Consider the following 24,450-nt stretch of genomic DNA (forward strand, 5'->3'; position numbering starts at 1 on the left):
CGTCAGCGGTCCATCAGCCGTTGTAAGGCAGAAGCTTGGCTTCGACCGGAACGTTCGGATCGGTGGCGTTCTCAGTCACGACGTAGTCGAGCGGGAACTTGCTGCCTTCCTTGGCGGCAATCCATTGCGTGCCGATGATCGGGCCGGGCGACACGTTGGCCACCGGGCCGCCGGTGAAGTCGACCTTGCCGATCATGGTTTCGGTCTTGAGCGTGCTCAGCGCCTTGGCGACCGCCGCCTTGTCCTTGGCATTGGAGCTCGCTTTCAGCGCCTCGAAGCCGGCGTCGAGCAGCGACATCGAGGCGCCGAGCTGCTGCGTCCATTGTTTGCCGCTCGCCGCCTCGTAGCCGTCGGCAAGCTCGGTCCCCGAGACGCCGGTCAGCGGCGACTTGTATGGAAAGGCCTTATGCCAGTAGGCGGCGCTCGAAATCTTGATGCCGAGGTCGCCAAGCGCCTCGATGTCGGAGGGGAACAGGCCGGTCTTGGCGACCTGGCAGATCTTGATCTGCTTGATCAGGCCTTGCTGGGCCGCCTGACGCCAGAAGGCGGCGAAGTCAGGCGGGATCGGGAACGAGTTGAAGATCTCGACGCCCTCCTGCTTGAACAGCGCGATCTGGGAGGAATAATCGGTGGTGCCGGTCTCGTAGGCGCCCGGGTCGACGATGGTGAAACCCTGCTTGGCCAAAAGCGGCGCCAGATTGGCGCGGATGGCGTTGCCGTCGGCGTCGTTCGGATACATGACGCCGACCTTCTTGTTGGTCTCGATCAGGTTCCACTGCGAGATGTAGGTCTTGAAGAACTCGCCGACACCGAAGCCGAAATGATAGGTCCATTTGAACGGCGAGGGCGCACCCGGCTTGGCGCCACGGCCGAAATACCAGGCTTCCCACGGCATGACGGTCGAAAGGCATGGCACGCCGGCGGCTTCGCAGGCGTCGGCCACCGGATTGATCACCTCCGGTGTCGACACCGCCAGCATCAGGTCGATCGCCTGGTTGTTGATCAGGTCCTTAGCGAGCTGGCCGGCGCGGGAAGGATCCGATTGCGTGTCCTGGTCGAGGATTTCCACACTGTATTTCTTGCCGCCGATGTCTAGGCCACTGGCGAGCGCTTTGCGGGCGAGGTCGAGCACATAGCCGTCGGTCTGGCCGAAGCCGGCCAGCGGTCCGGTGCGCGGACTGACAAAACCGACCTTGAGCGTGTCGGCAGTCTGGGCGAAGGCCTTGCCGCCGCCGAGCGCGAGTGCCGCGCCGCCAGCCATCGAGGTGGCGAGAAACTGGCGCCGCGACACGCCACGAATACTGGATCTGCTACTGCTAGCGTAGGTCATGCATTCCTCCCTCTGTGGTCCTCCATCGGTACAGTGCACCAGTGATTTGGTTCGGTAAAATGATATTTTGCGGTGTTTCATTAACCCTGGGGTTAGCGGATTCCTGAGGGAAGACGGAGCCCGTCTGACCAGTCGATGCCTTAGCTGCCCGATCTGGCCGCCTCGCGAATGGTTTGCAGCAGAATGGTGAAGGCCGGCGAGGGGGCGGTGTCGGTGCGCATCGTCAGGCCGACCGGCCCCTTGGTTTCGTCGGTGTCGACCGGCAGGGAGACGAAGGCGCCGTTGGCGATCTCGTTGGCGACCACGCCGGCCGAAATGATCCACACCGCATTGCTCTGCCGCATGAAGGCGCGGCCGAACGAATCCGAGACCGTCTCGATCTCGGTGGCCGGCGCGGTCATGCCGTTGGTTATGAACAGGCGATCGACAAAGGGCCGGATGACGGATTCCCGGGTCGGCATCAGCACCGGAAATTCGTCGAGGCTGGCGAAGATGTCGGCCCCCGGTTCCAGCAGCGGATGTCCGGCCCGCACCACGAACAGCACCTGTTCGGAGTAGAGATGTTCGAAGAAGAAGCCGGTCATGTTCTCGGGCGCCGCCAGCCGTCCGACGACGAGATCGAGCGCGCCAGTGCGCAACTGTTCGAGCAGAACGGCGTTTTCGCCGGTGACGATTTTGAGCGCGGCGCCGGTATTTTCCCGCAGGAACAGGCTCATGGCTCGCGGCATGACCTTCGCCGACACGGTCGGCAGCGCGCCGATGCGGATCGGATGGCGATTGACGGCGCCGTCCTGGCGGACGGAATCGACACCGCGCTTGAGAGCCGTAATCGCCGAACCGGCATGGCCGAGGAAGATCTCGCCAAGCCTCGTGACGCGGATGCCGCGCCCGTCACGCTCGACGACGGCGACACCCAGCGCGTCTTCCAGTTCACGCAGCGTCTTGGTCACCGCCGGCGCGCTGACATGCAGAAAATCGGCGGCGCGGGCCACGCTGCCTTGTCGCGCGACTTCCAGGAATGCCTGCAGGTGACGGAACCGGATGCGGCTCTCGGACATGAATTTGATAACCCCTGAGTTAATGAAACGGCGCAAAATATCATTTTACCGAACCAAACGCCTTGTGCAATGTGGAGATGGAGGATTGAAATCGTGCCATTCGTCACCCTTGGCGGCATCACGCTGCATCACCGATATGTCGAGGCGAACGGCAGGACGCCACCGGTGGTGTTCATCAATTCGCTGGGCACCGACTTTCGCATCTGGGACGAAACTGTCTCGGCGCTTGAGGGGGAAATGCCCTTGCTGGTCTACGACAAGCGCGGCCACGGACTGTCCGACATCGGTGACATCAGGTCGATCGACGATCATGTCGACGATCTCTCGGCGCTCATCGATCATTTCGGGTTGGAGAAGGTCGTGCTGTGCGGCCTGTCGGTCGGTGGCATGATCGCGCAAGGGCTATATGCCAGGCGGCCCGAAATCGTCGAGGCCATGATCCTGTGTGACACGGCCCACAAGATCGGTACGACGGACAGCTGGAACACACGCATTGCGACGGTCGAAAGCAAGGGCATCCAGGCCGTTGCGGATGGCGTGCTCAAAGTGTGGTTCACTCCGACCTTCCATACCGCGCGGATGGCCGAGCTTGACGGCTATTGGAACATGATGACCCGGCAATCGCCTGCCGGCTATATCGGGACTTGCGTGGCGGTTCGCGACGCGGATTTCACCGACGTGGCATGCCGCATCGCCGTGCCGACGCTCTGTATCGCCGGCGACCAGGATGGCTCGACACCTCCCGATCTTGTCCGCTCGCTGGCGGCTCTTATCCCCGGTTCGCGTTTCGAGATCATCCGCGACGCCGGGCACATTCCCTGCGTCGAACAACCCGAGGCGCTCACCGCGCTGATCCGCGATTTCATCGCATCGCTTGCCCCTGGAGCACAAACTCATGGATGAAGTCCCCGGCAACGCGACCAGATATCGCACCGGCCTTGCGGTGCGGCGCGCCGTGCTCGGCGATCCGCATGTCGACCGGGCCGAGGTCGCTGCCACCGATTTCGACCAGCCTTTCCAGGAACTGATCACCGAGGCTGCCTGGGGAACGGTGTGGGCCAGACCAGGCTTCAGCAAGCGCGAACGCTCGATCGTCACGCTGGCGCTGCTGGCCGCACTCGGCCATGATGAAGAGGTCGCCTTGCATGTGCGCGCCACCGCCAACACCGGTGCGACGCGCGAGGATATTTGCGAGGCCTTCCTGCATGTCGCGATCTATGCCGGCGTGCCGGCGGCCAACCGCGCCTTCAGGATTGCCAAGGAGGTGTTTGCGGAAATGGACGCAGACAAGGCTGCCCATGGCTGAGCCCGGCTCCAACCAGACGCCGGAAACCGGCGCCTTCTTCCAGCGCGACCGCCAATGGCACCCGCCGGCGTTCACGCCGAGTTACAAGAGTTCTGTGCTGCGTTCTCCACAGAAGGCATTGCTGTCATTCGACAACACGCTGTCGGAACTGACCGGCCCGGTGTTTGGCCATGCCATGATCCGTGAACGCGACAACGACCTGATCCACAATTTCGCCAGGCCGGGCGAGAGCGCCATCGGCGAGCGCATCATCGTCCATGGGCGGGTGCTCGACGAGCGCGGCGTTGGCGTTCCTGGTGCGCTGCTCGAATTCTGGCAGGCCAATGCCGGCGGCCGCTATCGCCATAAGAAGGACGGCTATCTGGCGCCGCTCGATCCGAATTTCGGCGGATGCGGCCGCACCCTCACCGGCGAGGACGGCGCCTATGCCTTTCGCACTGTCAGGCCCGGTCCTTATCCCTGGCCGAACGGCCCGAACGACTGGCGGCCGGCGCACATCCATTTTTCGGTTTTCGGCCACGGCTTCGCGCAGCGGCTGATCACGCAGATGTATTTCGAGGGCGATCCGCTGATCTGGCGCTGTCCGATCGTCGGCGGCATTCGCGACAAGGCGGCCGTCGAAGCGCTGATTGCCGCGCTCGACATGCAATCGACAATCCCGATGGACGCGCTTGCCTACAAATTCGATATCGTGCTGCGCGGGCGCCGCTCGACGCTGTTCGAAAACAGACCGGAGGGCAATTGATGGCGCAGTCGCTCGACCGGCCGAAAGAGAGCCCTTCGCAGACCGCCGGACCCTATGTCCACATCGGGCTGACGCCGAATTTCTGCGGCATCGGCGGCGTCTATGAGGACGATCTTGGCTCGGCCATGGTCAATGAGCGGACCAAGGGCGAGCGCATCGAGTTGCGCATTCGCGTGCTCGACGGCACCGGCACGCCGTTGAAGGACGCGCTGATCGAGATCTGGCAGGCGGATGCCGACGGGCTCTACAATTCGTCCGCGGAGATGCGCGGTGCCGCCGATCCGAACTTCTTCGGCTGGGGCCGTTGCCCGACCGACATGGAAACCGGGCTCTGCTCGTTCGAGACCATCAAGCCCGGCCGCGTGCCGTTCCGCGACGGTCGCCTGATGGCGCCACACATCACGCTCTGGATCGTCGCGCGCGGCATCAACCTCGGTCTGCATACACGGCTCTATTTTTCCGACGAGGAAGAAGCCAATGGCGAGGATCCGATCCTGGCGCGTATCGAGCACCGCGTTCGCGTGTCGACGCTGATCGCCGAGCGCCAGGGCGACGCCTATATCTTCGATATCCATCTCCAGGGGGACAAGGAAACCGTCTTCTTCGACAGTTGATGGACGGAGCAGGACATGACCGTATCGCCCTTCGACCATCCGCTGCTTTCGGGCCTGCTCGGCGACGAGGAGGCGGCGCGGCATTTTTCGGTGGAAGCCGACATTGCCGCGATGCTGGATTTCGAACGTGCCTTGGCCGAAGCCGAGGCCGACCGCGGCATCATCCCCAGGGAGGCCGCGGCGGCGATCGTCAAGGCGATTGCCTCGTTCCGGCCGGATACCGGCAAGCTGCGCGCTGGGGTCACCAAGGATGGCGTCGTGGTCCCGGAGCTGGTGCGCCAGATCAAACTGGCCGTCGGCGAACCGCATGGCGGTTCGGTCCATTTCGGCGCCACCAGCCAGGACGTCATCGACACCAGCCTTGTGCTCCGGCTGAAATCCGTCGTCGAGCATCTCGGCCTGCTGCTGACCGAGACAATCATAAGGCTCGCGTCCCTGGAGGAGCGCTTCGGGGGTAGGGCGCTGACCGGGGTGACCCGCATGCAGCCGGCGATCCCGATCACCGTGGCGGATCGCGTGACGGCGTGGCGGGCGCCACTGCAGCGGCACCAGGAGAGGCTGTCGCAACAGTCGACGCGCCTGCTCGTCCTCCAGTTCGGCGGCGCCGCCGGCACTCTGGAAAAGCTTGGCGACAAGGGGCTGGCGGTGCGCGCCGCACTTGCCGCCAGGCTCGGCCTCGGCGATGCCTCGCAATGGCAGAGCCAGCGCGATGCGCTCGCTGACTTGGCCGGCCTGATGTCGCTGATAACGGGAAGTCTCGGCAAGTTCGGCCAGGACATCGCGCTGCTGGCGCAAGGCGGCACCGACATCGAGCTATCGGGCGGTGGCGGCTCGTCGGCGATGCCGCACAAGCAGAACCCGGTGAAGGCCGAAGCATTGGTGGCGCTTGCTCGTTTCAACGCCACGCAACTTTCCGGCATGCATCAGGCGCTGGTGCATGAGCAGGAGCGTTCGGGTTCCGCCTGGACGCTGGAATGGCTGCTGCTGCCGCAGATGGTCGTCGCGACGGCCGCATCCCTGCGCCTTGCCGCCGAACTGGCCGCGCAGGTCGAAAGCCTCGGCCACTGATGCGCACCCAGGTCGTCATCGTCGGCTCGGGACCGTCCGGCCTGCTGCTCGGCCAGTTGCTCGCCACCATCGGCGTCGAGACCGTCATCCTCGAGCGGTCGAGCCGCGAGCACGTGCTTGGCCGCGTGCGGGCCGGCGTGCTCGAACAGGGCACGGTCGACCTGCTTGGGGAGGCTGGTGCTGCTGAAAGGCTGCATGCCGAAGGCCTTCCGCACTCCGGCATCTCGCTTGCTTTCGACGGACGGCTGCACCGCATCGATCTCACTGCACTCACCGGTGGCAAGCATGTCACCGTCTATGGCCAGACCGAGGTGACACATGATTTGATGGACAAGCGCGAAGCGGCGGGACTGGTCACCGTCTATGAAGCAGCCGATGTCGCGCTGCACGATTTCGACGGTGCCGCGCCTTTCGTCACCTATGAGAGGGATGGCGTCAGCCATCGCATCGACTGCGACTTTATCGCCGGCTGTGACGGCTATCACGGTGTCTCCCGCAAATCGGCACCAGCGCGGGCGCTGAAAACCTTCGAGCGGCAATATCCGTTCGGCTGGCTGGGCGTGCTGGCGGAAGTGCCGCCGGCCGATCATGAACTGGTCTATGCCAATCATGAGCGAGGCTTCGCGCTGTGCTCGATGCGGTCGACGCACCGCAGCCGCTACTATGTGCAGTGCCCTCAGGACGACAGGGTCGAGGCATGGTCCGACGACCGCTTCTGGGACGAGCTGCGCCGCCGCTTGCCGGAGCGGACGGCAGCAGGCGTCACCACCGGACCGTCCTTCGAAAAGTCGATCGCACCGCTGCGCTCCTTCGTCGCCGAACCCATGCGCTTCGGCCGGCTGTTCCTGGTCGGCGATGCCGCCCACATCGTGCCGCCGACCGGCGCCAAGGGTCTCAACCTCGCCGCCAGCGACGTGCGCTATCTCTTTGCCGGTTTGCGCGACTTCTACCGCGAGAAATCCATGGCCGGCATCGACGCCTATTCGCAAAAGGCATTGGCGCGGGTGTGGAAGGCGGTGCGCTTTTCCTGGTGGATGACGACCATGCTGCATCGCTTTCCCGATACCGGCGACTTCGGCCAGCGCATCCAGGAGGCCGAACTCGACTATCTCGTGCACTCGCGCGCAGCGTCGACGGCGTTGGCGGAAAACTATGTCGGCCTGCCTTATTAGAGCCTGTTCCATCCCGATGGATCGGGATGGGGCTCTATCTCTGTTTGAGCATGATCTTATTCGAAAACCGGCTATCCACTTTTCGGGATCATGCCTTGGCTACCCCTTGATCGCCGAGCCGACGATGGAATCGACGAAGAAGCGCTGCAGGAAGACGAACAGGATGAGAGGCGGCAGCACGGCCAGCGTCGCGCCGGCCATCACCAGTCCGGTGTTGACCGCGCCCCTGTTGTAGCTCAACAGCCGGCTGAGGCTGATGACGATCGGATAGGCGTCGGCGTTGCCCTGCAGCACCGTCAGCGGCCACAGATAGCTGTTCCAGTGATAGACGAAGGCGAACAGCGCCAGTGCGGCGATCGCGGGCGCCACGCTCGGCGCCACGATCTTGAACAGGATCAAAAGTTCCGAGGCACCGTCCATGCGCGCGGCGTCGACCAGGTCGTCGGGCACCCCGGCGATGAACTGGCGCATCAGGAAAATGCCGAAGGCATTGGCGAGGTTGGGCACGATGATGCCGGCAAGGCTGGCATTGAGGCCGATCGAGCCGACAAGACGATAGAGCGGGATCAGCGTCACGATCGGCGGCAGGAACATGGTGGCGATCAGCACGGAAAACAAAAGCGAGCGGCCGGGGAAGTGGTATTTGGCGAAGGCGTAGCCGGCCATCATGCTGGTGACCAGCACGCCGGCCGTTGTGATCGAGGCGATCACCAGCGAGTTCCACATGGAGCGGCCGACATTGACCACACCCGAAACCTTTTCATAGGACTCGAGGCTCGGCGCATGCGGTATCCAGACCGGTGGCACCTGCATGCTCTCGGCCGGCGTTTTCAGGCTCGACAGCACCATCCACACCAGCGGGAAGGCGGATGCGACGGCGGCCAGCAGCATCAGCGTCGCCAGCAGCGCCTTGCGGCCGGAGGGGCGTCCGCGCGGAAGCCAGCTCGACGATCCCGCGCTCATTCCTGGTTCTTCCGGTTGGCGAGTGCGAAGAGCGCACAGACAACGACGATCAGCGACAGCATCAGCATGACAGCCATGGCCGAGCCCAGTCCGCCCTGCGCGCGTTCGATGCCGACACGGCGGATGTGATAGGTCAAGACATTGGTCGAGCCAACCGGCCCGCCCTGTGTGATCAGCGCCACCGGCTCGAACACTTGCACTGCGTTGATGATGGCGATGACGGCGCTGAACAAAAGCGTGCGCCGCATCAGCGGCAAGGTGATGAAGCGGAACTGCTCGAATCGGTTGGCGCCGTCGAGCTTCGCCGCCTCGTAGAGGCTGCCCGGAATCTGCGTTAGCCCTGCGATTGCCAGCACGGTGAAATAGCCGACCTGCTGCCAGACGTTGAGGAAGACGATCGAGATCAGCGCCGAGCGCGGCGACGACAAGAAGGGCTGCGGTCCGACGCCGATCAGGCCGAGCATCTGGTTGAGCGGCCCCTCGCTCGGCGAATAGAGTTTCGACCAGACCAGCGCCACCGCGATCATCGGCACCATATAGGTGGAGAACAGCACCGTCCTCAGCGCCGTGCCGCCGGCGACATCGTGCTGGTAAACCATCAGGCCGAAAGCCACCGACAGCGGCAGGATCAGGACGACGGACAGTGCGGTATAAATGGCGGTGTTGGTCAGCGCGCCCTTGAAGTCGCGCCCGACCGAGGTCGGCCCGAAGATCTCGCGGAAATTGTCAAGGCCGATGAAGCTGGCGCTGGAAAACGGTGTCTGCGTCGACCAGTCCTGGAAGGACAGCCAGACGGTGAGCAGCATCGGCAGCAGGATGAAGATGCCGATCAGCGTCACGGCGGGCATAAGCATGATGCCCGCCGAGGCACGGTACCTCTGGATCATTACGGTCTGATCATTATTTGGCGGCGCGCTCCAGGATCGAGGTGGCGTCGGCCTGCGCCGTCGCCTGCGCATCCTTGGCCGAGACCTGGCCATACTGCAACGCCTCGATCGTCTGCTGCAGGGATTCCGAGAATTCCTGTCCGCCGGGCACCACCGGGAAGGGCTTTGCGCCGGCGAGCACGCTGACATAGCCGGACAGGAATTCCGAGCCGAGCTTGTCCTTGTGCGCCTCGATGTCGGAGGTGCGCGACGGCAGGATGCCCATCGACATCAGGATGTCGGACATGGCCGACGCGCCGTTCTTGCCGGACTTCGGATTGTTGAGCCAGGCCAGGAAATCCCATGCCGCCTTCTGCTCGGCCTGGCCCGCATTGGCGTTGACCACGGTCATCCAGGAATAGGAGATCGCATGCGGCTTGTCGCCGCTCGGGCCGACGGGGATGGGGGCCGTGGCGATGTCGGTGAACCTGTCGCGCATGCCGGTCTTCAGCGCACTCTCCCACCAGTTGGCCATGATGATCATGCCGGTCTTGCCGGAGACGAAATTGTCGAGGAACGGGCCGGTCGTGTTGGCGTCGGCGGTCGCCATGGCCGGCACGCTGGCGCCGGACTTGATGAGGTCTTCATAAAGCTGGAACGTCTCGCCGGCCTGCTTGCTGTCCAGCACCGGCTTGCCCTCCCTAACCAACTCGCCGCCATTGGAAACCAGCAGTGACGCGAAGGGATGGACGACGCCCGCGGCCCATGAATTGATCATGCCAAAACCCTGTTGGCCGGCGTCCTTGTTGGTCAGTTTCCGCGCCGCGTCCTTGAACTCGTCCCACGTCTTTGGCGGAGCGGCGATGCCGGCCTGCTTGAACAGCGCCTTGTTGTAGTTGAGCGCGTAGACGTCGATCTCGTTAGGTATGCCGTAGAGCTTGTCGCCGACCGAAGCGGCGCTGACGACGCCCGCCGGCCAGGCGCCCTTGACCTCGCTCGCCACCGCATCGGGGGCAGGAGCGACGAGCTTGTCGCGGGCGAGTTCCGGCAGCCAGAGATCGTAGATGCCACCGATTGTCGGACCGTCCGCACCGCCGCCTTGGGAGCGAAGCGTGGTCAGGAGATCGCCGAAAGGAACGGCGCGCACGGTGACGCTGATGTCGGGATTGGTCTTGGCGTAATCCTTGGCCGCCGCTTCCAGCAGCGCCACCGTCTCGGGCGACCAGTGCGTCAGGTAGGAGATGTTGACCGATTGCGCCCAGCCGCTGGCGGGCAGGATGGCAAGACCCGCGGCCAGTGCCAGTTTCGACGTCCAGGCAAACGACATCCCTCATCCTCCACTTGAGCATAGCGATCACGATGACGTTATGACAACATGAAGCGATCGCGCAAGGCCCGTTTGCGAAAAAGCTGCATGCAGAAACTGGCACCATCTTTCCATGGCCACCACAGTGAGATATTTAGTTATTCAAAAACAATAAGTTATTAGAATTGATTGAATCAGATCATTCGACGATGCCGTTCTGAGGGAAAATGACACCTCTTGCTAACAACGCTATGTCGTTATAATGACTTAGGCCGAGCGAATGACTCTCGCGCGGCATCGAAGTGTCGCGGGACGCCAAGGACAGAGAAAAACGGGAGAACTGGCAATGAGCATGCTTTCAATTCACCGGCGCGCCGCGCTAGGGCTGATCGGCGGCCTTGCCGCCGCCTGCGCGGGCATCTTCACGACCCTGCCGGCCAGGGCCGACAGCACGGTGACATTGTGGAGCTGGCGCACCGAGGACGAGGCGGCGATGCGCCGCATCTTCGACGCCTTCGAGGCCAAGAACCCCGGCATCAAGGTCAACATCCAGTTCACCCCGGATGCCGACTACCAGAACCGGCTGAGCACGGCGCTGCGCGGCGGCCGCGGGCCTGATATCGCCCAGCTCAAGGCCTATGGCGAGTTGCAGCCCTTCGTCGATGCCGGCTATCTCGACGTGCTCGACGACAGCGTGCCGGAATTGAAGAACATGCCGGACGCAGCCCTTGGTGGCGCGCGCGGCCGCACCGACGGCAAGGTCTACGGCGTGCCTTATTCGGTGCCGATGATGGGGGTGTTCTACAACCAGGATATCTTTGCCGCGCAAGGCATCGAGATCCCCAAGACCTACAAGGATTTCGTCGCCGCCTGCGAGAAGCTGAAGGCGGCCGGCATCACCCCGATCGCCACCGGCGGCGCCAATGGCTCCGCCTGGGAACTGGAGATCGGCGTCGGTGTCATCGGCCCGACCGTCTACGGCCCCGGCTTCTACGACGAGATGATGACCGGCAAGGCGACCTTCGAGGACCCCCGCTATGTCGCGGCACTGAAGCGCTTCGCCGAGCTGAAGCCCTATTTCCCCGACGGCTTCGCCGGCATCGACTACACCACGGCCACGCAGCAGTTCATCGGCGGCAAGGCGGCGATGTTCCTCGGCGGGTCCTTTGAGAACGGCAGTTTCAAGGCGCAGAATCCGAAGCTGAAATTCTCCATCTTCCCATTCCCGGCCGACGATGCCGGGACCAAGCTCTATACCTCGGCCTTCTCGGACGGCTCCTACGGTCTCGTCTCCGAGAGTCAGAACAAGGAGGCCGCCACCAAGGTGCTTGGCTTCATGGCCTCGGCCGAATTCGCCCAGCTGTTCGCAGACGAGCTCGGCTGGCCTCCGGCCCGCACCGATGTGACGGTGAAGGATCCTGTGCTGGCGCAGATGATGGAAATGTCGAAGAACTCGACACCCTATCTGACGCTGGTCGGCTTTCGCTGGCAGTCGCCGACGGCCTCCTCGGTCTTGCAGTCGGAGATCATCGACATGGTCGAAGGCAACATCGCACCCGAGAAGCTGGCCGCCGATATTCAGGCCGCCGTCGCCACCTGGTTCAAGCCGAAGCAGTGAGGAGCCGGGCCGGTCGCATCGCGGCCGGCCTCTCGCCGGACAGAACGTATGGCCAACCTTCACCGTACAAGCAGCCTGAAACGCACGCAGCAGCGCATGGCCGTGCTTTTCATCCTGCCGGCGCTGGCCGTCTATGCGCTCTTCGTCCTCTATCCCCTGGCGATGTCGCTGTGGGGCAGCTTCTTCATCTGGAAGGGGCTGCGCATGGTCGAGTTTGCCGGTTTGTCGAATTTCTCGCGGCTGTTCGTCTTCCCGAGCGGCGCGCGGCTCTACGGCGCGCTCTGGCACAACACCGCCTGGTTCTTCGGCATCATGGTCTTCCAGAACGGCATCGGTCTTTTGTTCGCCTGGCTGCTGTTCCTGCGCGACAGGGGCGCGGCCTTCTTCCAGTCGGTGTTTTTCTTTCCGGCGGTGCTGAGCCCGGTCATCGTCGGTGCGCTGTGGCGGCTGCTCCTGGCGCCCGGCGGCGTAGTCGAATGGGCGCTGAACGGGCTTGGCCTGCATGAGGGCAGCCTCACCGTGCTCGGCAACAGCCACACGGCCCTCGGAATGCTGATCGCCGTCGACGTCTGGAACTGGATGGGCTTGCCGGTGCTGATCTACACGGCCGGCCTGCGGCAGATTTCCGGCCAGATCTTCGAGGCGGCCAAGCTCGACGGCGCCGGCAATGCACGCATGCTGTTTTCGATCGCGCTGCCGCTTTTGATGCCGGCGCTCGGCACGCTGACGACGCTGTCGTTTATCAACACCTTCAACCAGTTCGACATCGTCTATGTCATGCAGGGCGTGCAGGGCAATCCGAGCTACGCGACCGACACGCTGGTGACCTATTTCTACCGGCTGGCCTTTGGCGCCGAGGGCGCTGTCGGCATCACGGATATCGGGCTGGCGCTGGCCTTGGGCACCGTACTGTTCCTGATCCTCAGCATCGGCACGCTTCTGATGCTGCGCTTCTTCGATCGCCGCACGGTGCAGTTGTGAGCGCGCTGGCGATCCCGCACAGGACCTTCTCGCCGAGACTGGCGCGGCTGCCCGGCTGGACGGTGCTGGTCTGCTGGACGGCCGCGGTTCTGCTGCCGCTCTACATCCTCGTCGTCTCCTGCTTCAAGACGACCGCCGAGATCTATGACAATCGGCTCGGCCTGCCGCAAAGCTGGGCCTTCGACAATTTCGTCCGGGCGTGGACGCGCGCCGATCTCGGCCACAATTTCATCAACAGCCTGATCGTCACCGGCGGCGCGGTCATTCTCACCATCGTCGTCTCGGCGATGGCCGCCTATCCGCTCAGCCGCTACCGGCTCGGCTGGAATGCCATCATGCTCGGCCTGTTCCTGTCGGGCATCATGCTGCCGATCAGGCTGGCCTCGGTCGAACTGTTCACCTTGATGCGCAAGCTCGGCCTGCTCGATTCGCTGACCGGGCTGATCCTCGTCTATTCGGCGATCCGCATTCCCTTCGCCGTCTTCATCTTCGCCAACTTCATGCGCGTGTTGCCCTCCGAACTCGACGAGGCGGCGCGCATGGATGGCGCCGGCGAGGTCCGCATCCTGTTCCAGATTATCCTGCCGATGGTGAAGCCGGCGGTGTCGATCGTCGCCATCTTCACGGCGATCGCTGTGTGGAACGACTTCTTCTTCCCGCTGATCTTCATCTTCGACGACCGCTACAAGACCGTGCCGCTGGCGATCAGCGTCTTCGTCGGCCAGTTCCGCACCGACTGGGGCCTGGTCTTCGCCTCGCTGGCGATCTCCATGGCGCCCATCCTGATCATGTATTGTCTGCTCGCCCGCCAGATTCGCGAAGGCGTCGGCGCCGGGGGAGGCATGAAATGATCGAAGACAGGATCTACGCCGCAAGCTCCATCCTGGTCGTCGGCGCGCACGCCTTCGATGCCGAGGTGATCGCTGGGCCGCTGGCCGCCGCCGCCGTTAAACGCGGCGCTTCGGTGACCTTCCTGCACCTGACCATGGGCGAGCAGGGGCATCCCTGCCTCATCCCCGCGCATTATTGCGTGCAGAAGGAAGAGGAAGCGGGCAGGGCCGCCGAGCGGCTTGGTGTCAAGGTGCGCAGCCTCGGCCTGCGCGACGCCTTCCTGCCGTCGGACGACGAGACGGCGCTCGAGGTATGCGACATCATTCGCGAACTCAAACCCGAGATCGTCATCACTCATTGGCACGGCAGCTGGCACAAGGACCATCGCGCCGCCGCGCATCTGACGCAAACCGGCATCTTCTACGCCGCCCTGCCGACGGTAGCCAGCGACAACCCGGCGCACACGCCGCAACTGCTCCTGTTCGGCGAGAACTGGGAGGATGATGACGGTTTTCGGCCCGAACATCTCGTCGATGTCAGCGACGGCTTCGAGGCCTGGAGCGAGGCGGTCAAGGAGTACGAGTTGGCGCGGGGCCTGAGCAGCTTTCCCTATGTCGATTACTACAGCGCGCTCTACCGGTTGCGCGGCTGCCTGCGCGGTACGCGTTACGCACAAGCCTTCGCGGCGGCGTCGCATTCGTGGAATGCCGGCAGCGGCCTGTTCGCGCCGCCGTTCGGCAAGGGGCCCGGCCGATGACGCGGGTTCTGGCCATCGATCTCGGCGGCACCAATCTGCGCGCCGCCGTCTTCACCGGCGATGTCGGCGCGCTGGACATGCCGAGCCGCGAGCCGGCGCCGGCAAGCCTTGATGCGTTCGTCGCCCGCATCCAGGCGCTGCGCGCTGGAGCCGGGGCGGTCGAGGCGCTCGGCATCGCGGTGCCCGGGCTCGTCGAAGGTGTCGTCTGCCGCTGGATCCCGAACCTGCCGTTTCTCGACGGCGTCGACGTCCAGGCCCTGTTTCCAGGCCTGCCCGTGGCGCTCGGCAACGACGCGCAGATCGCGCTGCTGGCGGAAGCCGTCGAGGGTGCGGCAAAAGGCATGTCGGATGCGATCCTGCTCGCCATTGGCACCGGCATCGGCTCGGCGGTGCTGGCCAACGGCCGCATCGTTGCCGGCGCGCATGGCGGCGCCTGCTCGTTCGGCTGGGCTTGCGCCGACATCAAGGATCATGGCGAGGAGCGCAGCGGCTGGCTGGAGCGCGTCGCCTCGGGCCGGGCGCTCGATGCGCTTGCCGGCCAGATCGGCCTCACCGATGGCCGCCAACTGATCGCCGCCGCTCAGTCAGGCGAACTCGCAGCGCAGACCTTGCTGGAAGTGCCGGCGCGGCGGCTCGGCACGGCGCTGGCCGGGGCCGTGGCGCTTCTCGATCCGCAGGCGGTTTTGATTTCGGGGGGACTGGCCGAGGCGCTGGAGGTGATGCGGCCGCCGCTGCTTGCCGCGCTGCGGCGTCAGTTGCCGGCGCATCTGCGTGGCATCGATGTCCGGCCCGGCCGGTTCGGTCCGGGTGCCGGTCTTGTCGGCGCGGCGCTGGCTGGTCGCGCCGGGAAAGAGTGGAGACAGGTGCGATGAGCGAAGCGAGCTTTCAGCAGCCGGACCGCAGACGCCCGGAGCCGCTCTGGTATCAGGTCGAGGAGGCGATCCGCGCCATCGTCAAGAGCGGCGAATGGGCGACCGGCGACCAGATCCCGGCGGAAGACCGGCTGTGCGCTCTGTTTGGCGTCAGCCGCATCACCTTGCGCCATGCTCTGCGCAATCTGGAGGAAGGCGGGCTGCTGCGGCGCGAGCATGGCCGCGGCACCTTCGTGCGCTCGACCACGCTGGTGGCCGGCACGCGCGAGCTGACCAGCTTCACCCAGGAAATGGGCAATATGGGCGTGGTCGCCGGCTCGCGCCTGCTCGATTGCAGCCTGACGACGGCCAATGCTGCGGCGGCCGGCGCGCTGGAGATCGAGGAAGGCGATCCGGTGGTGCGCATCCGGCGTCTCAGGTTGGGCAACAACGAGCCGATCGGCATCCAGACGGCGCAGCTTTCGGCGGCGCGCGTGCCGGGGTTCCTCGACGCCGGCCTGCTGCAAGGCTCGCTCTACGAAGCGCTCGAGCGTCACTACGGCATCGTGCCGGTGGCCGCGCGGGAAAACTACCGCGTCGGTGCCATTGGCGCGGCGGACGCCGAGCTGCTCGACCTGCCCGCCGGCAGCCCCGCCTTCATCGTCGAACGCATCACCACCGACGAGCACAGGCCTTTCGAATTCACCGTCTCCATCATGCGCGGCGACCGCTACGAAATCCGCTCGACACTGCGCGCCGGGCGCGTCCCTTCGAACCCGCGAAGCTGATCCACCCTCCCAAGCAGACACTTAAACAGGAGTACCCACGTGTCCGATCTCTACATCCACCGTCTCGCCGCTCTCATCGACAAGGCAGCGAAAACCAACGAAGAGGCCTTCGGCGAGGCCTCCACCCGCTTCGCCGATTCGCTTGAAGGCGGCGGTCTGGTCCATCTCTACGGTTCGGGCCATTCGGTGCTGCCGGTGCAGGAAGTGTTCCCGCGCTACGGCAGCTATGTCGGCTTCAATCCGCTGACCGACCCGCGCGTGATGTGGCACAACGTGCTCGGCGCCGGCGGCGTGCGCGAGCTTCTGTGGCTGGAGCGGACCGAAAGATACGCCGAGAAGTTCCTCGATCACCAGCCGCTCAACAAGGGCGATTCCATCATTATCTTCGGCCATAGCGGCCGCAATTCGTCGGGCATCGACACCGCGCTCTACGCGAAAAAACGCGGCATCTTCGTCGTCGCGGTGACCAGCAAGAACAATCTCGACAAGCCTGCCACGCATTCCTCCGGCAAGCGGCTGGCGGATGCGGCCGATCTCGTCATCGACACCTGCTCGCCGATCGAGGACGCCATCGTGCCGGTCGAGGGCTGGAGTCGTCCGGTGTCCGGTTCGTCGACGGTGCTCGCCATGATCCTGGCGCATGAGCTGATTGCCCGCACCGCCGAGCAGCTCGCCAAGCGCGGCATCGAACTGCCGGTCTTTGCCTCGCCGACGATCGCGGGCGTCACGCTGCACGACACCGACGTCATCTACGGTGTCTACCGCGAACGCATGCTGGAAGCGCAGAAGAAGCACCTGCCGACTTTCCAGGCAACGATGCGCGGCGAGTGATACTAGGGGCGGGGGAGGCGCTGCCGCGCCTTCCCGGCGCGATCACCGCCCCAAAAGATTGCGCTCGACGGTTTTCAGATGCGCCAGCATGGCCTGGCTGGCGCTCTCCGGATCGCGGCGCAGCAGCGCGTCGAGAACCGTCTGGTGTTCGCTGCAATAGATGCCGCGGCGCTCCTCGGAAAAGGAGCGCTTCTTCATTTCGAACCACGGTGCCTGATTGCGCAGGATGCGCATCAGATTGTGGATCTCCTTGAGGAATTCGTTGCGCGAGCAGGCGAAGATGCGGTGATGGAACTCCGCGTCCCAGTGTTCGAAGGTCGGCATGTCCTGCGCTTCGCAGGCGATCTTGTGCGCCTCGCGCACCGCGTTGAGCTCCATGGCGCTGGCATTGGTGGCGGCGAACGATGCCGCCGCCGGTTCCAGCAGCTGCCGGATCTCCATCATATCGGCCGGGCTGGTGCCTTCCATCCGGCCGACAACCGCCGCCATCGAGGCTGGATTGGTGGCGGTCAGGAAAGTTCCGCGCCCGACATGGCGCACCACCGTGCCGTCCTCCTCGAGGAAGGAAACGGCGCGCCGCACCGTGTTGCGCGCGACACCGAACTCGCTCGCAAGATCGCGTTCCGGCGGCATGCGGCCATTCTCGATCCACTCGCCCGAGGAGATGCGTTTTTTCAGGACGGTGGCGATATCGTTGGCGACGAGCTTTGGCATGCCTGGCAACTTTTATCTGATCCGATACTGAACCACGCATATCAGCTTCCTGCGCCGCCGTCCATTACGCAGCGCCGGTGCGAGTCCGCTTAAACTGGCCTATCGGGGCCGGATACTTTTGGTACGATCAGCCGAGATTCCACTTGCGGCCTAAACCAATCGGCGATAGCGTGTAGCGAAAGAGCAAAAAATTGGCTCAATATTGGTTCAGGGAGGAACTGGATGCGGGTCGCGACTTTTTCGATATCGGGCGAACGTCGCGTCGGTCTGGTCGACCTCGATGCCCAGACCATCGCGCCTTTCGATTTTTCGGTCGACCAGGCCATGTCCGGCATCTTGGCGCTGGTCGAGCGCAACGGCGCCGGCATCCCGCGTACCTTGTCGCCGATCCCGCTTGCGCAGGTCGAGATCGAGGCGCCGATCCCCCAGCCGCGCCGCAACATTTTCTGTGTTGGCAAGAACTATCACGAGCACGCGCATGAGTTCGCCCGCTCGGGCTTTGATTCCAGTGCCGGCGCCGGCGCGATCCCGAAGCACCCGATCATCTTTTCCAAAGTGCCGGAATCGGTGGTCGCCAACCATGCCAGCGTGCTGATCGATCCCTCCGTCTCGACGGCTATCGACTACGAGGCGGAACTCGCCGTCATCATCGGCAAAGGTGGACGCGGCATTTCCAGGGAGAACGCGCTCGATCACGTCTGGGGCTACACCATCGTCAATGACGTCACCGCGCGCGACCTGCAGGGCAAGTACAGCCAGTGGCTGATCGGCAAGTCGCAGGACACGTTCTGCCCGATGGGCCCCTGGGCGGTGACCAGGGACGAACTCGACCTGGCGACCGCCGGAATAAGGTGTTTCGTCAACGAGGATCTGCGCCAGGATTCCAGGATATCGCTGCTGATCTTCGATATTCCCACCATCATCGCCACCCTGTCGCAGGGCATCACGCTGAAGTCCGGCGACATCATCGCCACCGGCACGCCGGTCGGCGTCGGCATCGGCTTCGATCCACCGAAATACCTGAAGGCTGGCGACGTTGTGCGCATCGAAATCGACGGCATCGGCACGCTGGAAAACCGCTTCGCGGAGCATGCTCAATGACGACGGTGACGGTTGGCCAGGTCGTTGCCGAAACTGTCGGCGAGGGGGCTGCCGTGGCGATGATCCACGGCCTTGGCGGCACCTCGAACATGTTCCAGCCGCAGATGGCGGCATTGTCCGCCTATCGCGTCATCCGGCTCGATTTGCCGGGCTCCGGCCGTTCGCCGCGTCCGATCGAGCCGCTGACCATCGAAGGCATGAGCGAGGCGGTGATCCGCGCCTTGGCCGGCATGGGGGTCACGTCAGCCCATTTCGTCGGCCATTCGATGGGCACCATCGTCTGTCAGCAGATCGCGGCGGCGCAGCCTTCGCTGGTTAGGTCGCTCGCCCTGTTTGGGGCCTTGGCCGAGCCGACCGAAGCGACACGGCAAGGGCTCGGCAAGCGGGCGCAACTGGCGCGCTCGGGCGGCATGGCCGACATAGCCGACCAGATCGTCGCCAACGCGATCTCGGCACACAGCAGGGAAACCTCGCCGGCGGCAGTCGCCTTCGTGCGGGAATCGATCACGAGGCAGGATCCCGAATCCTATGCCCGCACCTGCGAGGCGCTGGCCAAGGCGACCGCCGTCGATGCGCGCCGGATCTCGGCGCCGACACTGCTGGTCACCGGCGATGCCGACACGGTCAATCCGCCCGGCGTCGCCCAGTCGCTTGCTGATAAAATCAAGGGCGCCATATTCTCGTCGCTGGATCGGTGCGGACATTGGGCAACGGTCGAGAGCCCGCGCGAAAGCACCCAAAAGCTCGCTGATTTTTTGAGACGGGTTGATAGGTGAGGAATTCTGATCGGGCGTAAACTTATGCGCTCGGCAAGTTGGGAGGCTTGTGATGGCAGACGACAGCTGGAACGGCAACGGCTCGGGCAGCACGCTGTTCACCAATGTGCGCGTGCTCGACGCAACTGGTGAATATCCCTACACCGGCGAGGTGCTGGTGCAGGGCAACCGCATCAAGCAGATCACCAAGGGTTCGTCGCGCTTCGGCTCGTCCTCGTCGTCTTCCTACAGCGGCGGTGCGGCGGGGGGAGCAACCATCATCGACGGCATGGGCGCGACGCTTATGCCCGGCATGATCGACGCGCATCTGCACCTGTCCTGGAACAACGCGCCCGGCATCGATCCCATCCAGATGATGGAGGTCGAGGAACACATGCTGGTCACCATGGAGATGGCCAAGCTGGTGCTCGACGCCGGCTTCACCGCCGGCCGGGGCGCTGCCGCTGCCAAGCCGCGCCTCGATGTCGTGGCCAAGAAATTCATCAACCAGGGCCGTTTCCCCGGACCACGCTATCTCGCGGCGGGTCCCGAGATCACCACGGTCGGCGGTCTCGGCGATTCAGCGCCCTCGCACATTCCGCATGAGGGGCTGAACCTCGGCCTCGTCGTCTCCGGCCCCGAGGAAATCCGCCGCACCGTCCGCCAGCTGATCAAATACGGCGTCGATTCCATCAAGCTCAATTTGTCCGGCGAGAGCATCACCGGCATGGGCGCCGAGGAAACGCCGATGTCGGAGGAGGAGGTTGCCATGGCCGCCTCCGAGGCGCGCTGCCGCAACAAGGTGCTGTCGGCGCATGCGCGCTCGTCCGGCTCGGTCAAGCAGTGCGTGCGCCACGGCATCCAGAACATCTATCACGCCTCCTTCGCCGACGAGGAAGCGCTCGACATGCTCGAGGCGGTCAAGGACAAGCATTTCGTTGCGCCCGGTATTGCCTGGCTGATCAATACCGCGCGCCATGCCGAGCAATGGGGCATCAAGCCCGGCTCGCCACTCTCGCTCGAATATGAGCGCGAACTCGAAATGTGCGTCGACACGATGAAGAAGATGCATCGGCGCGGCATTCGTGTGTGCATCGGCGGCGACTACGGCTTTGCCTGGACGCCGCAAGGCACCAACGCCAAGGACATTCAGACCTTCGTCGAGATGCTCGGCTTCTCGCCGATGGAAGCGATCCAGGCCGGCACCAAATATGGCGGCCAGATCATGAACATGGGCGACGAGCTCGGTCTGATCAAGGAAGGCTACCTCGCCGATATCCTGCTCATCGACGGCGATCCGATCTCGGATGTGCGCATCCTGCAGGACAAGAACCGCATCCTCGCCATCATGAAGGACGGCAAGTTCCACAAGGCGCCGCGCATGAACGAGCAGCGCCGGCGGCTGACGGCATGAGCCTGCTCGACCAGCCATCCTCGTCGTCCGGGCTGTCCTCGGGCGATGGCATGACGCGCGGGCAAGCGTGGGGCCTTGTTGGCCTGCTCGCCGCCGCTGTCATCGCATGGCTGGTCTTTGCCGTCTGGCCCGATTGGCTGAACGCCATCCTGATCTCGAAGAAGGCTTTCGTCAGCGCCATCCTCAACGGCATTACGCTGGCCGGCCTCTATTTCCTCGTCGCCTCGGGCTTCACTCTGATCTTCGGCCTGATGCGCAACGTCAATCTCGCACATGGCTCGCTCTATCTGCTCGGCGCCTATATCGGCTACGAGGTCACCAACCGCACCGGCTACTGGCTGCTCGGCGTCGCCGCCGGCTTCGCGGTGCTGGCCATCGTCGGCGTCGTCATGCAGGTCTTCGTCTTCCGTCGCCTCGAAGGCGACGACCTGCGGCAGACCCTGGTGTCGATCGGCATTTCGATCGTCGCCGCCGACCTGATGCTGGCGGTGTGGGCCGGCGGCACTTACCAGATCACGACGCCGGAATGGCTCGACGGCGCCTTGACCTTGCCTGTCATCACGGCGGTGCGTTCCAACGGCGCCTCGGTCTTCCTCACCTATCCGCTCTACCGCGTCGTCGTGCTGGCGGCGGCGATCGTCATCGGCGTCGGCCTCTGGCTGATGCTGCACAAGACCCGCGTCGGCATGATGATCCGCGCCGGCGTCGACGACCGCGCCATGCTGCAGGCCTCCGGCGTCAACGTGCACGCGGTGTTCGCCATCGTCTTCGCGGTTGGCGCAGGTCTTGCCGGTTTTGCCGGCGTCGTCGGAGGGTCGGCACTGTCGGTCGCGCCCGGCGAGGACGTGCGCTACCTCCTGGCGTCGCTGGTCGTGGTCATCGTCGGCGGCATGGGCTCGATCACTGGCGCGGCCATCGGCGCGCTGCTGATCGGGCTGGCCGAACAGATCGGCCTCGTTTATTTCCCGACCTATGGCATCGTGCTGACCTTCGTCATCATGGTGGTGACGCTGGCGGTCAGGCCGCAAGGCATCATGGGGAAGGCAAGATGAGCCTCGCCATCGCCACCGACAGCACCACCACACAGCGGAACTGGCTGGAGAAGCTTGGCGCCGGCAACATCATCCTTGCCGTCGCACTGGTACTTTATCCATTGGTCGCGTCCGATTTCTTTCTGACGCAGATCGGCGGCTATTCGCTGATCTTCGGCATGCTCGGCCTGTCGCTGATGCTGCTCGCCGGCTATGGCGGCATGGTCAGCCTGGCGCAGATCACCGTTGCCGGCATATCAGCCTATGCCATCGCCATCCTCGGCAACAACAATTCCAATATCCTCGGTTTCGGCTGGCCGTGGTGGTTGGCGGTGCCATTCGCCGTGCTCGCGGCGGCGCTGGCATCGGCGCTGATCGGCTGGATCTCGGTGCGCACCGAGGGCATCTACACGATCATGATCACGCTGGCGATCGCCACCGCGACCTACTATTTCGCCCAGCAGAACTACGCCATCTTCAACGGCCATTCCGGCTATGCCGGCATCCGCGCGCCGGCCTTCTGGGGCATCGGTTGGCGCGACGCCAAGCCCTTCTATTACCTTTGCCTCGGCCTGGCGGCGCTGTGCTACGCGGCGGTGCTTTATGGCTCGCGCTCGACCTTCGGCATGACCTTGCAGGCGATCCGCGACAACCCGCGCCGCATGCGCGCGCTGGGCTACCATGTCACCGCGCACAAGGTGTTCGCCTGGCTGCTCTCCGGCGTCATCGCCGGTCTGGCGGGCGTGCTGCTGGTCTGGTTCAACGGCCGCGTCTCGCCAGGCACTATCGGCGTCGATGCCGCGATCGATGTCTTGATCATCGCCGTCATCGGCGGGCTGCGCCATCCGATTGGGCCGTTCCTCGGCGCGCTCGTCGTCGTCCTGATGCAGACCTTCGCCATCGACATCGTCGGCGCTGAGCGGTTCAACACGCTGATCGGCCTTGTGTTCCTGGTGATCGTCTTCGTCTCACCGGACGGAATTCTTGGGTTGTGGGGGAGGATCAAGCCACATCTTGCCCAGGAGTCCTTGCGTCCCGGCGCCTAGCGACCGGGATGGAATGAACCACTGCAAAACGAAATCAACGGGAGGAAAAAACATGAGGATGCATAGACGTACCTTACTGGCGCTCGCGGTGTTCACCGGGCTGACCGCGCCGTCGATGGCGCTGGCCGCCGACGACACCGTCAAGATCGGCCTGCTCGCCACCTTCGAGGGACCGTTCACGGTGCTTGGCGAGGACGGCGAACGCGGCGCCATGACCGCGGTCGAAGAGATGAAGGGCATGGTCGCCGGCAAGAAGATCGAGATCGTCAAGGGCTCGTCCGACGCCTCGCCCGACAGCGCGGTGCGCGCGGCGCGCAAGCTGGTCGAGCAGGACGGCGTCAAGGTGCTGGTCGGCCCGCTTTCGGGCGACGAAGGCATCGCCGTCAAGGACTACGCCAAGACGCAGCCGAACGTGACCTTCATAAACGGTACGTCGGCCGCGCAGGACACCACTTTGCGCAATCCGGCGGAAAACTTCTTCCGTTTCTCCACCGACGGCGCGCAGTGGATGGCCGGCCTTGGCACCTATGCCTTCAAGGACAAGGGCTATAAGAAGGTCGCCACCGTCGCCGAGGACTATTCCTTCCCCTACACGCAGGTGTTCGGCTTCATGGCCGAGTTCTGCAAGGCCGGCGGCCATGTGCCGTCGAAGTCGTGGGTGCCGATCGGCAACAAGGATTTTTCGTCGGTCATCGCAGCCATTCCCGAGGACGTCGATGCGATCTATGTCGCGCTCGGCGGCGCCGACGCCGTCAACTTCCTGACCCAGTACCAGCAGGGCGGCGGCACCGCGCCGCTGATCGGCGGTTCGATCACCGTCGACCAGACGGTGCTGACTTCGAAGGGCAAGCTGAAGGACGTGCTCAAGGGCACGCCATCGGCCGGACCGACCGCCGACACCAATGACGCGCCGGCGTGGAAGGCGTTCGTCGAGGCCTACAAGAAGCAGCCTGGCGCCTTTCCGTCGCCCTCGCTCTTCGCCCATGGCTATTATGTCGACATGAAGGCGACATTGCTCGGCCTCGACCAGGTCGGCGGCGATGTCTCCGACGGCGGCAAGAAGCTGCGCGACGCGCTGTCGAAGCTCTCCTTCGACACGCCGACCGGCAAGGTGTCGCTCGACAAGAACCGCAACGCCATCGCCGACATCTTCCTGACCGAGGTCACCGAAGGTGCCGACGGCAATCTCCTCAACAAGCTGGTCAAGGTCGTGCCGCAGGTCAACCAGACGCTCGGCATTCCCGAAGACGAGTTCATGAAGCTCGGCGCGGTCAACCGCGACAATCCGAGCTGCCCGTAACAGC

The 24,450-nt window shown here is 64.2% G+C and carries 25 protein-coding genes; 19 read left to right on the top strand and 6 right to left on the bottom strand.

Going from position 1 to position 24,450, the window contains the following annotated elements; all coding sequences use genetic code 11:
- Window positions 1–13: 13 nt before the first annotated feature.
- Window positions 14–1,330, bottom strand: a complete 1,317-nt coding sequence (locus EN861_RS19705) for an ABC transporter substrate-binding protein (RefSeq protein WP_135865125.1) — start codon at window positions 1,328–1,330, stop codon at window positions 14–16.
- A gap of 140 nt (window positions 1,331–1,470) precedes the next feature.
- Window positions 1,471–2,388, bottom strand: a complete 918-nt coding sequence (gene pcaQ, locus EN861_RS19710; RefSeq protein WP_127277753.1) for a pca operon transcription factor PcaQ — start codon at window positions 2,386–2,388, stop codon at window positions 1,471–1,473.
- A gap of 93 nt (window positions 2,389–2,481) precedes the next feature.
- On the opposite strand from pcaQ, the gene pcaD reads away from it, so the two are divergent.
- Genes pcaD through pobA form a run of 6 tightly spaced genes read left to right on the top strand, consistent with a single transcriptional unit; the run spans window position 2,482 to window position 7,293 of the window.
- On the top strand, window positions 2,482–3,291 hold the full coding sequence (gene pcaD / locus EN861_RS19715) for a 3-oxoadipate enol-lactonase (RefSeq protein WP_127277754.1): 810 nt from the start codon (window positions 2,482–2,484) through the stop codon (window positions 3,289–3,291).
- Window positions 3,284–3,694, top strand: a complete 411-nt coding sequence (gene pcaC / locus EN861_RS19720) for a 4-carboxymuconolactone decarboxylase (RefSeq protein WP_127277755.1) — start codon at window positions 3,284–3,286, stop codon at window positions 3,692–3,694. The genes pcaD and pcaC overlap by 8 nt, the downstream gene beginning before the upstream one ends.
- A complete protein-coding gene (pcaH, locus tag EN861_RS19725; protein WP_127277756.1) occupies window positions 3,687–4,439 on the top strand; it encodes a protocatechuate 3,4-dioxygenase subunit beta in 753 nt (250 codons plus the stop codon). The genes pcaC and pcaH overlap by 8 nt, the downstream gene beginning before the upstream one ends.
- The gene (pcaG, locus tag EN861_RS19730; RefSeq protein ID WP_127277757.1) at window positions 4,439–5,053 is read left to right on the top strand and encodes a protocatechuate 3,4-dioxygenase subunit alpha; all 615 of its coding nucleotides are present in this window, start codon (window positions 4,439–4,441) and stop codon (window positions 5,051–5,053) included. Before pcaH ends, pcaG begins: the two co-directional genes overlap by 1 nt.
- Window positions 5,054–5,068: 15 nt before the next feature.
- Window positions 5,069–6,121 carry a 3-carboxy-cis,cis-muconate cycloisomerase gene (locus EN861_RS19735; protein WP_127277758.1) on the top strand — a complete coding sequence of 351 codons (1,053 nt, stop codon included), beginning with the start codon at window positions 5,069–5,071 and terminating at the stop codon, window positions 6,119–6,121.
- On the top strand, window positions 6,121–7,293 hold the full coding sequence (gene pobA / locus EN861_RS19740) for a 4-hydroxybenzoate 3-monooxygenase (RefSeq protein ID WP_135865127.1): 1,173 nt from the start codon (window positions 6,121–6,123) through the stop codon (window positions 7,291–7,293). Before EN861_RS19735 ends, pobA begins: the two co-directional genes overlap by 1 nt.
- A gap of 99 nt (window positions 7,294–7,392) precedes the next feature.
- On the opposite strand, the gene EN861_RS19745 is transcribed toward pobA, so the two are convergent.
- From EN861_RS19745 to EN861_RS19755, 3 genes are read right to left on the bottom strand one after another with little or no spacing between them, the layout of a single operon-like run.
- Complete coding sequence (locus EN861_RS19745) at window positions 7,393–8,256, bottom strand: carbohydrate ABC transporter permease (protein WP_127277760.1); 864 nt, start codon at window positions 8,254–8,256, stop codon at window positions 7,393–7,395.
- Complete coding sequence (locus EN861_RS19750; RefSeq protein ID WP_127277761.1) at window positions 8,253–9,143, bottom strand: sugar ABC transporter permease; 891 nt, start codon at window positions 9,141–9,143, stop codon at window positions 8,253–8,255. The genes EN861_RS19745 and EN861_RS19750 overlap by 4 nt, the downstream gene beginning before the upstream one ends.
- A 13-nt stretch (window positions 9,144–9,156) precedes the next feature.
- Window positions 9,157–10,449 (bottom strand): extracellular solute-binding protein, encoded by a 1,293-nt coding sequence (locus EN861_RS19755; protein ID WP_127277762.1) that lies wholly within the window; start codon window positions 10,447–10,449, stop codon window positions 9,157–9,159.
- 325 nt (window positions 10,450–10,774) lie between these two features.
- Between EN861_RS19755 and EN861_RS19760 the strand changes: the two genes are divergently transcribed.
- From EN861_RS19760 to EN861_RS19790, 7 genes are read left to right on the top strand one after another with little or no spacing between them, the layout of a single operon-like run.
- Window positions 10,775–12,046, top strand: a complete 1,272-nt coding sequence (locus EN861_RS19760; protein ID WP_127277763.1) for an extracellular solute-binding protein — start codon at window positions 10,775–10,777, stop codon at window positions 12,044–12,046.
- A gap of 48 nt (window positions 12,047–12,094) precedes the next feature.
- Window positions 12,095–13,027 (top strand): sugar ABC transporter permease, encoded by a 933-nt coding sequence (locus EN861_RS19765; RefSeq protein ID WP_127277764.1) that lies wholly within the window; start codon window positions 12,095–12,097, stop codon window positions 13,025–13,027.
- On the top strand, window positions 13,024–13,878 hold the full coding sequence (locus tag EN861_RS19770; RefSeq protein ID WP_127277765.1) for a carbohydrate ABC transporter permease: 855 nt from the start codon (window positions 13,024–13,026) through the stop codon (window positions 13,876–13,878). Before EN861_RS19765 ends, EN861_RS19770 begins: the two co-directional genes overlap by 4 nt.
- Window positions 13,875–14,615: a PIG-L family deacetylase gene (locus EN861_RS19775; protein WP_127277766.1), complete on the top strand. Its 741-nt coding sequence runs from the start codon at window positions 13,875–13,877 to the stop codon at window positions 14,613–14,615. The genes EN861_RS19770 and EN861_RS19775 overlap by 4 nt, the downstream gene beginning before the upstream one ends.
- Window positions 14,612–15,487, top strand: coding sequence for an ROK family protein (locus tag EN861_RS19780; protein WP_135865129.1), 876 nt, complete (start codon window positions 14,612–14,614; stop codon window positions 15,485–15,487). The genes EN861_RS19775 and EN861_RS19780 overlap by 4 nt, the downstream gene beginning before the upstream one ends.
- Window positions 15,484–16,254, top strand: coding sequence for a GntR family transcriptional regulator (locus EN861_RS19785; protein ID WP_135865131.1), 771 nt, complete (start codon window positions 15,484–15,486; stop codon window positions 16,252–16,254). The genes EN861_RS19780 and EN861_RS19785 overlap by 4 nt, the downstream gene beginning before the upstream one ends.
- Before the next feature lie 39 nt (window positions 16,255–16,293).
- Entirely contained in the window at window positions 16,294–17,085 is a 792-nt protein-coding gene (locus tag EN861_RS19790; protein WP_127277802.1) for an SIS domain-containing protein, read from the top strand.
- A 42-nt stretch (window positions 17,086–17,127) separates the two neighbouring features.
- On the opposite strand, the gene EN861_RS19795 is transcribed toward EN861_RS19790, so the two are convergent.
- Complete coding sequence (locus EN861_RS19795) at window positions 17,128–17,799, bottom strand: FCD domain-containing protein (RefSeq protein ID WP_127277803.1); 672 nt, start codon at window positions 17,797–17,799, stop codon at window positions 17,128–17,130.
- A 222-nt stretch (window positions 17,800–18,021) separates the two neighbouring features.
- On the opposite strand from EN861_RS19795, the gene EN861_RS19800 reads away from it, so the two are divergent.
- The 6 genes from EN861_RS19800 to EN861_RS19825 are packed head-to-tail and all read left to right on the top strand — an operon-like array spanning window position 18,022 to window position 24,446.
- Window positions 18,022–18,900, top strand: coding sequence for a fumarylacetoacetate hydrolase family protein (locus EN861_RS19800; protein ID WP_127277804.1), 879 nt, complete (start codon window positions 18,022–18,024; stop codon window positions 18,898–18,900).
- Entirely contained in the window at window positions 18,897–19,676 is a 780-nt protein-coding gene (locus EN861_RS19805) for an alpha/beta fold hydrolase (RefSeq protein ID WP_127277805.1), read from the top strand. The genes EN861_RS19800 and EN861_RS19805 overlap by 4 nt, the downstream gene beginning before the upstream one ends.
- 52 nt (window positions 19,677–19,728) lie before the next feature.
- Window positions 19,729–21,069 (top strand): amidohydrolase family protein, encoded by a 1,341-nt coding sequence (locus EN861_RS19810; RefSeq protein WP_127277806.1) that lies wholly within the window; start codon window positions 19,729–19,731, stop codon window positions 21,067–21,069.
- 50 nt (window positions 21,070–21,119) lie between these two features.
- Window positions 21,120–22,121 (top strand): branched-chain amino acid ABC transporter permease, encoded by a 1,002-nt coding sequence (locus EN861_RS19815; RefSeq protein ID WP_167531366.1) that lies wholly within the window; start codon window positions 21,120–21,122, stop codon window positions 22,119–22,121.
- Window positions 22,118–23,146: a branched-chain amino acid ABC transporter permease gene (locus EN861_RS19820; RefSeq protein WP_127277808.1), complete on the top strand. Its 1,029-nt coding sequence runs from the start codon at window positions 22,118–22,120 to the stop codon at window positions 23,144–23,146. Before EN861_RS19815 ends, EN861_RS19820 begins: the two co-directional genes overlap by 4 nt.
- Before the next feature lie 58 nt (window positions 23,147–23,204).
- The gene (locus EN861_RS19825; protein ID WP_245511736.1) at window positions 23,205–24,446 is read left to right on the top strand and encodes an ABC transporter substrate-binding protein; all 1,242 of its coding nucleotides are present in this window, start codon (window positions 23,205–23,207) and stop codon (window positions 24,444–24,446) included.
- The last annotated feature ends 4 nt before the right edge of the window (window positions 24,447–24,450 follow it).

The sequence above is a fragment of the Mesorhizobium sp. M8A.F.Ca.ET.218.01.1.1 genome (genome assembly GCF_004791165.1).
Classification (GTDB): Bacteria; Pseudomonadota; Alphaproteobacteria; order Rhizobiales; family Rhizobiaceae; genus Mesorhizobium.

Bases quoted from the DNA above. Each gene is read 5' to 3' on its own strand.
- pcaQ (WP_127277753.1), bottom strand. From the start codon at position 2,388: ATGTCCGAGAGCCGCATCCGGTTCCGTCACCTGCAGGCATTCCTGGAA.
- EN861_RS19775 (WP_127277766.1), top strand. From the start codon at position 13,875: ATGATCGAAGACAGGATCTACGCCGCAAGCTCCATCCTGGTCGTCGGC.
- pcaC (WP_127277755.1), top strand. From the start codon at position 3,284: ATGGATGAAGTCCCCGGCAACGCGACCAGATATCGCACCGGCCTTGCG.
- EN861_RS19785 (WP_135865131.1), top strand. From the start codon at position 15,484: ATGAGCGAAGCGAGCTTTCAGCAGCCGGACCGCAGACGCCCGGAGCCG.
- EN861_RS19705 (WP_135865125.1), bottom strand. From the start codon at position 1,330: ATGACCTACGCTAGCAGTAGCAGATCCAGTATTCGTGGCGTGTCGCGG.
- EN861_RS19745 (WP_127277760.1), bottom strand. From the start codon at position 8,256: ATGAGCGCGGGATCGTCGAGCTGGCTTCCGCGCGGACGCCCCTCCGGC.
- pcaG (WP_127277757.1), top strand. From the start codon at position 4,439: ATGGCGCAGTCGCTCGACCGGCCGAAAGAGAGCCCTTCGCAGACCGCC.
- pcaH (WP_127277756.1), top strand. From the start codon at position 3,687: ATGGCTGAGCCCGGCTCCAACCAGACGCCGGAAACCGGCGCCTTCTTC.
- EN861_RS19750 (WP_127277761.1), bottom strand. From the start codon at position 9,143: ATGATCCAGAGGTACCGTGCCTCGGCGGGCATCATGCTTATGCCCGCC.
- EN861_RS19765 (WP_127277764.1), top strand. From the start codon at position 12,095: ATGGCCAACCTTCACCGTACAAGCAGCCTGAAACGCACGCAGCAGCGC.
- EN861_RS19815 (WP_167531366.1), top strand. From the start codon at position 21,120: ATGACGCGCGGGCAAGCGTGGGGCCTTGTTGGCCTGCTCGCCGCCGCT.
- EN861_RS19810 (WP_127277806.1), top strand. From the start codon at position 19,729: ATGGCAGACGACAGCTGGAACGGCAACGGCTCGGGCAGCACGCTGTTC.
- EN861_RS19755 (WP_127277762.1), bottom strand. From the start codon at position 10,449: ATGTCGTTTGCCTGGACGTCGAAACTGGCACTGGCCGCGGGTCTTGCC.
- pobA (WP_135865127.1), top strand. From the start codon at position 6,121: ATGCGCACCCAGGTCGTCATCGTCGGCTCGGGACCGTCCGGCCTGCTG.
- EN861_RS19820 (WP_127277808.1), top strand. From the start codon at position 22,118: ATGAGCCTCGCCATCGCCACCGACAGCACCACCACACAGCGGAACTGG.
- EN861_RS19825 (WP_245511736.1), top strand. From the start codon at position 23,205: ATGCATAGACGTACCTTACTGGCGCTCGCGGTGTTCACCGGGCTGACC.
- EN861_RS19760 (WP_127277763.1), top strand. From the start codon at position 10,775: ATGAGCATGCTTTCAATTCACCGGCGCGCCGCGCTAGGGCTGATCGGC.
- EN861_RS19805 (WP_127277805.1), top strand. From the start codon at position 18,897: ATGACGACGGTGACGGTTGGCCAGGTCGTTGCCGAAACTGTCGGCGAG.
- EN861_RS19735 (WP_127277758.1), top strand. From the start codon at position 5,069: ATGACCGTATCGCCCTTCGACCATCCGCTGCTTTCGGGCCTGCTCGGC.
- EN861_RS19800 (WP_127277804.1), top strand. From the start codon at position 18,022: ATGCGGGTCGCGACTTTTTCGATATCGGGCGAACGTCGCGTCGGTCTG.
- EN861_RS19780 (WP_135865129.1), top strand. From the start codon at position 14,612: ATGACGCGGGTTCTGGCCATCGATCTCGGCGGCACCAATCTGCGCGCC.
- EN861_RS19795 (WP_127277803.1), bottom strand. From the start codon at position 17,799: ATGCCAAAGCTCGTCGCCAACGATATCGCCACCGTCCTGAAAAAACGC.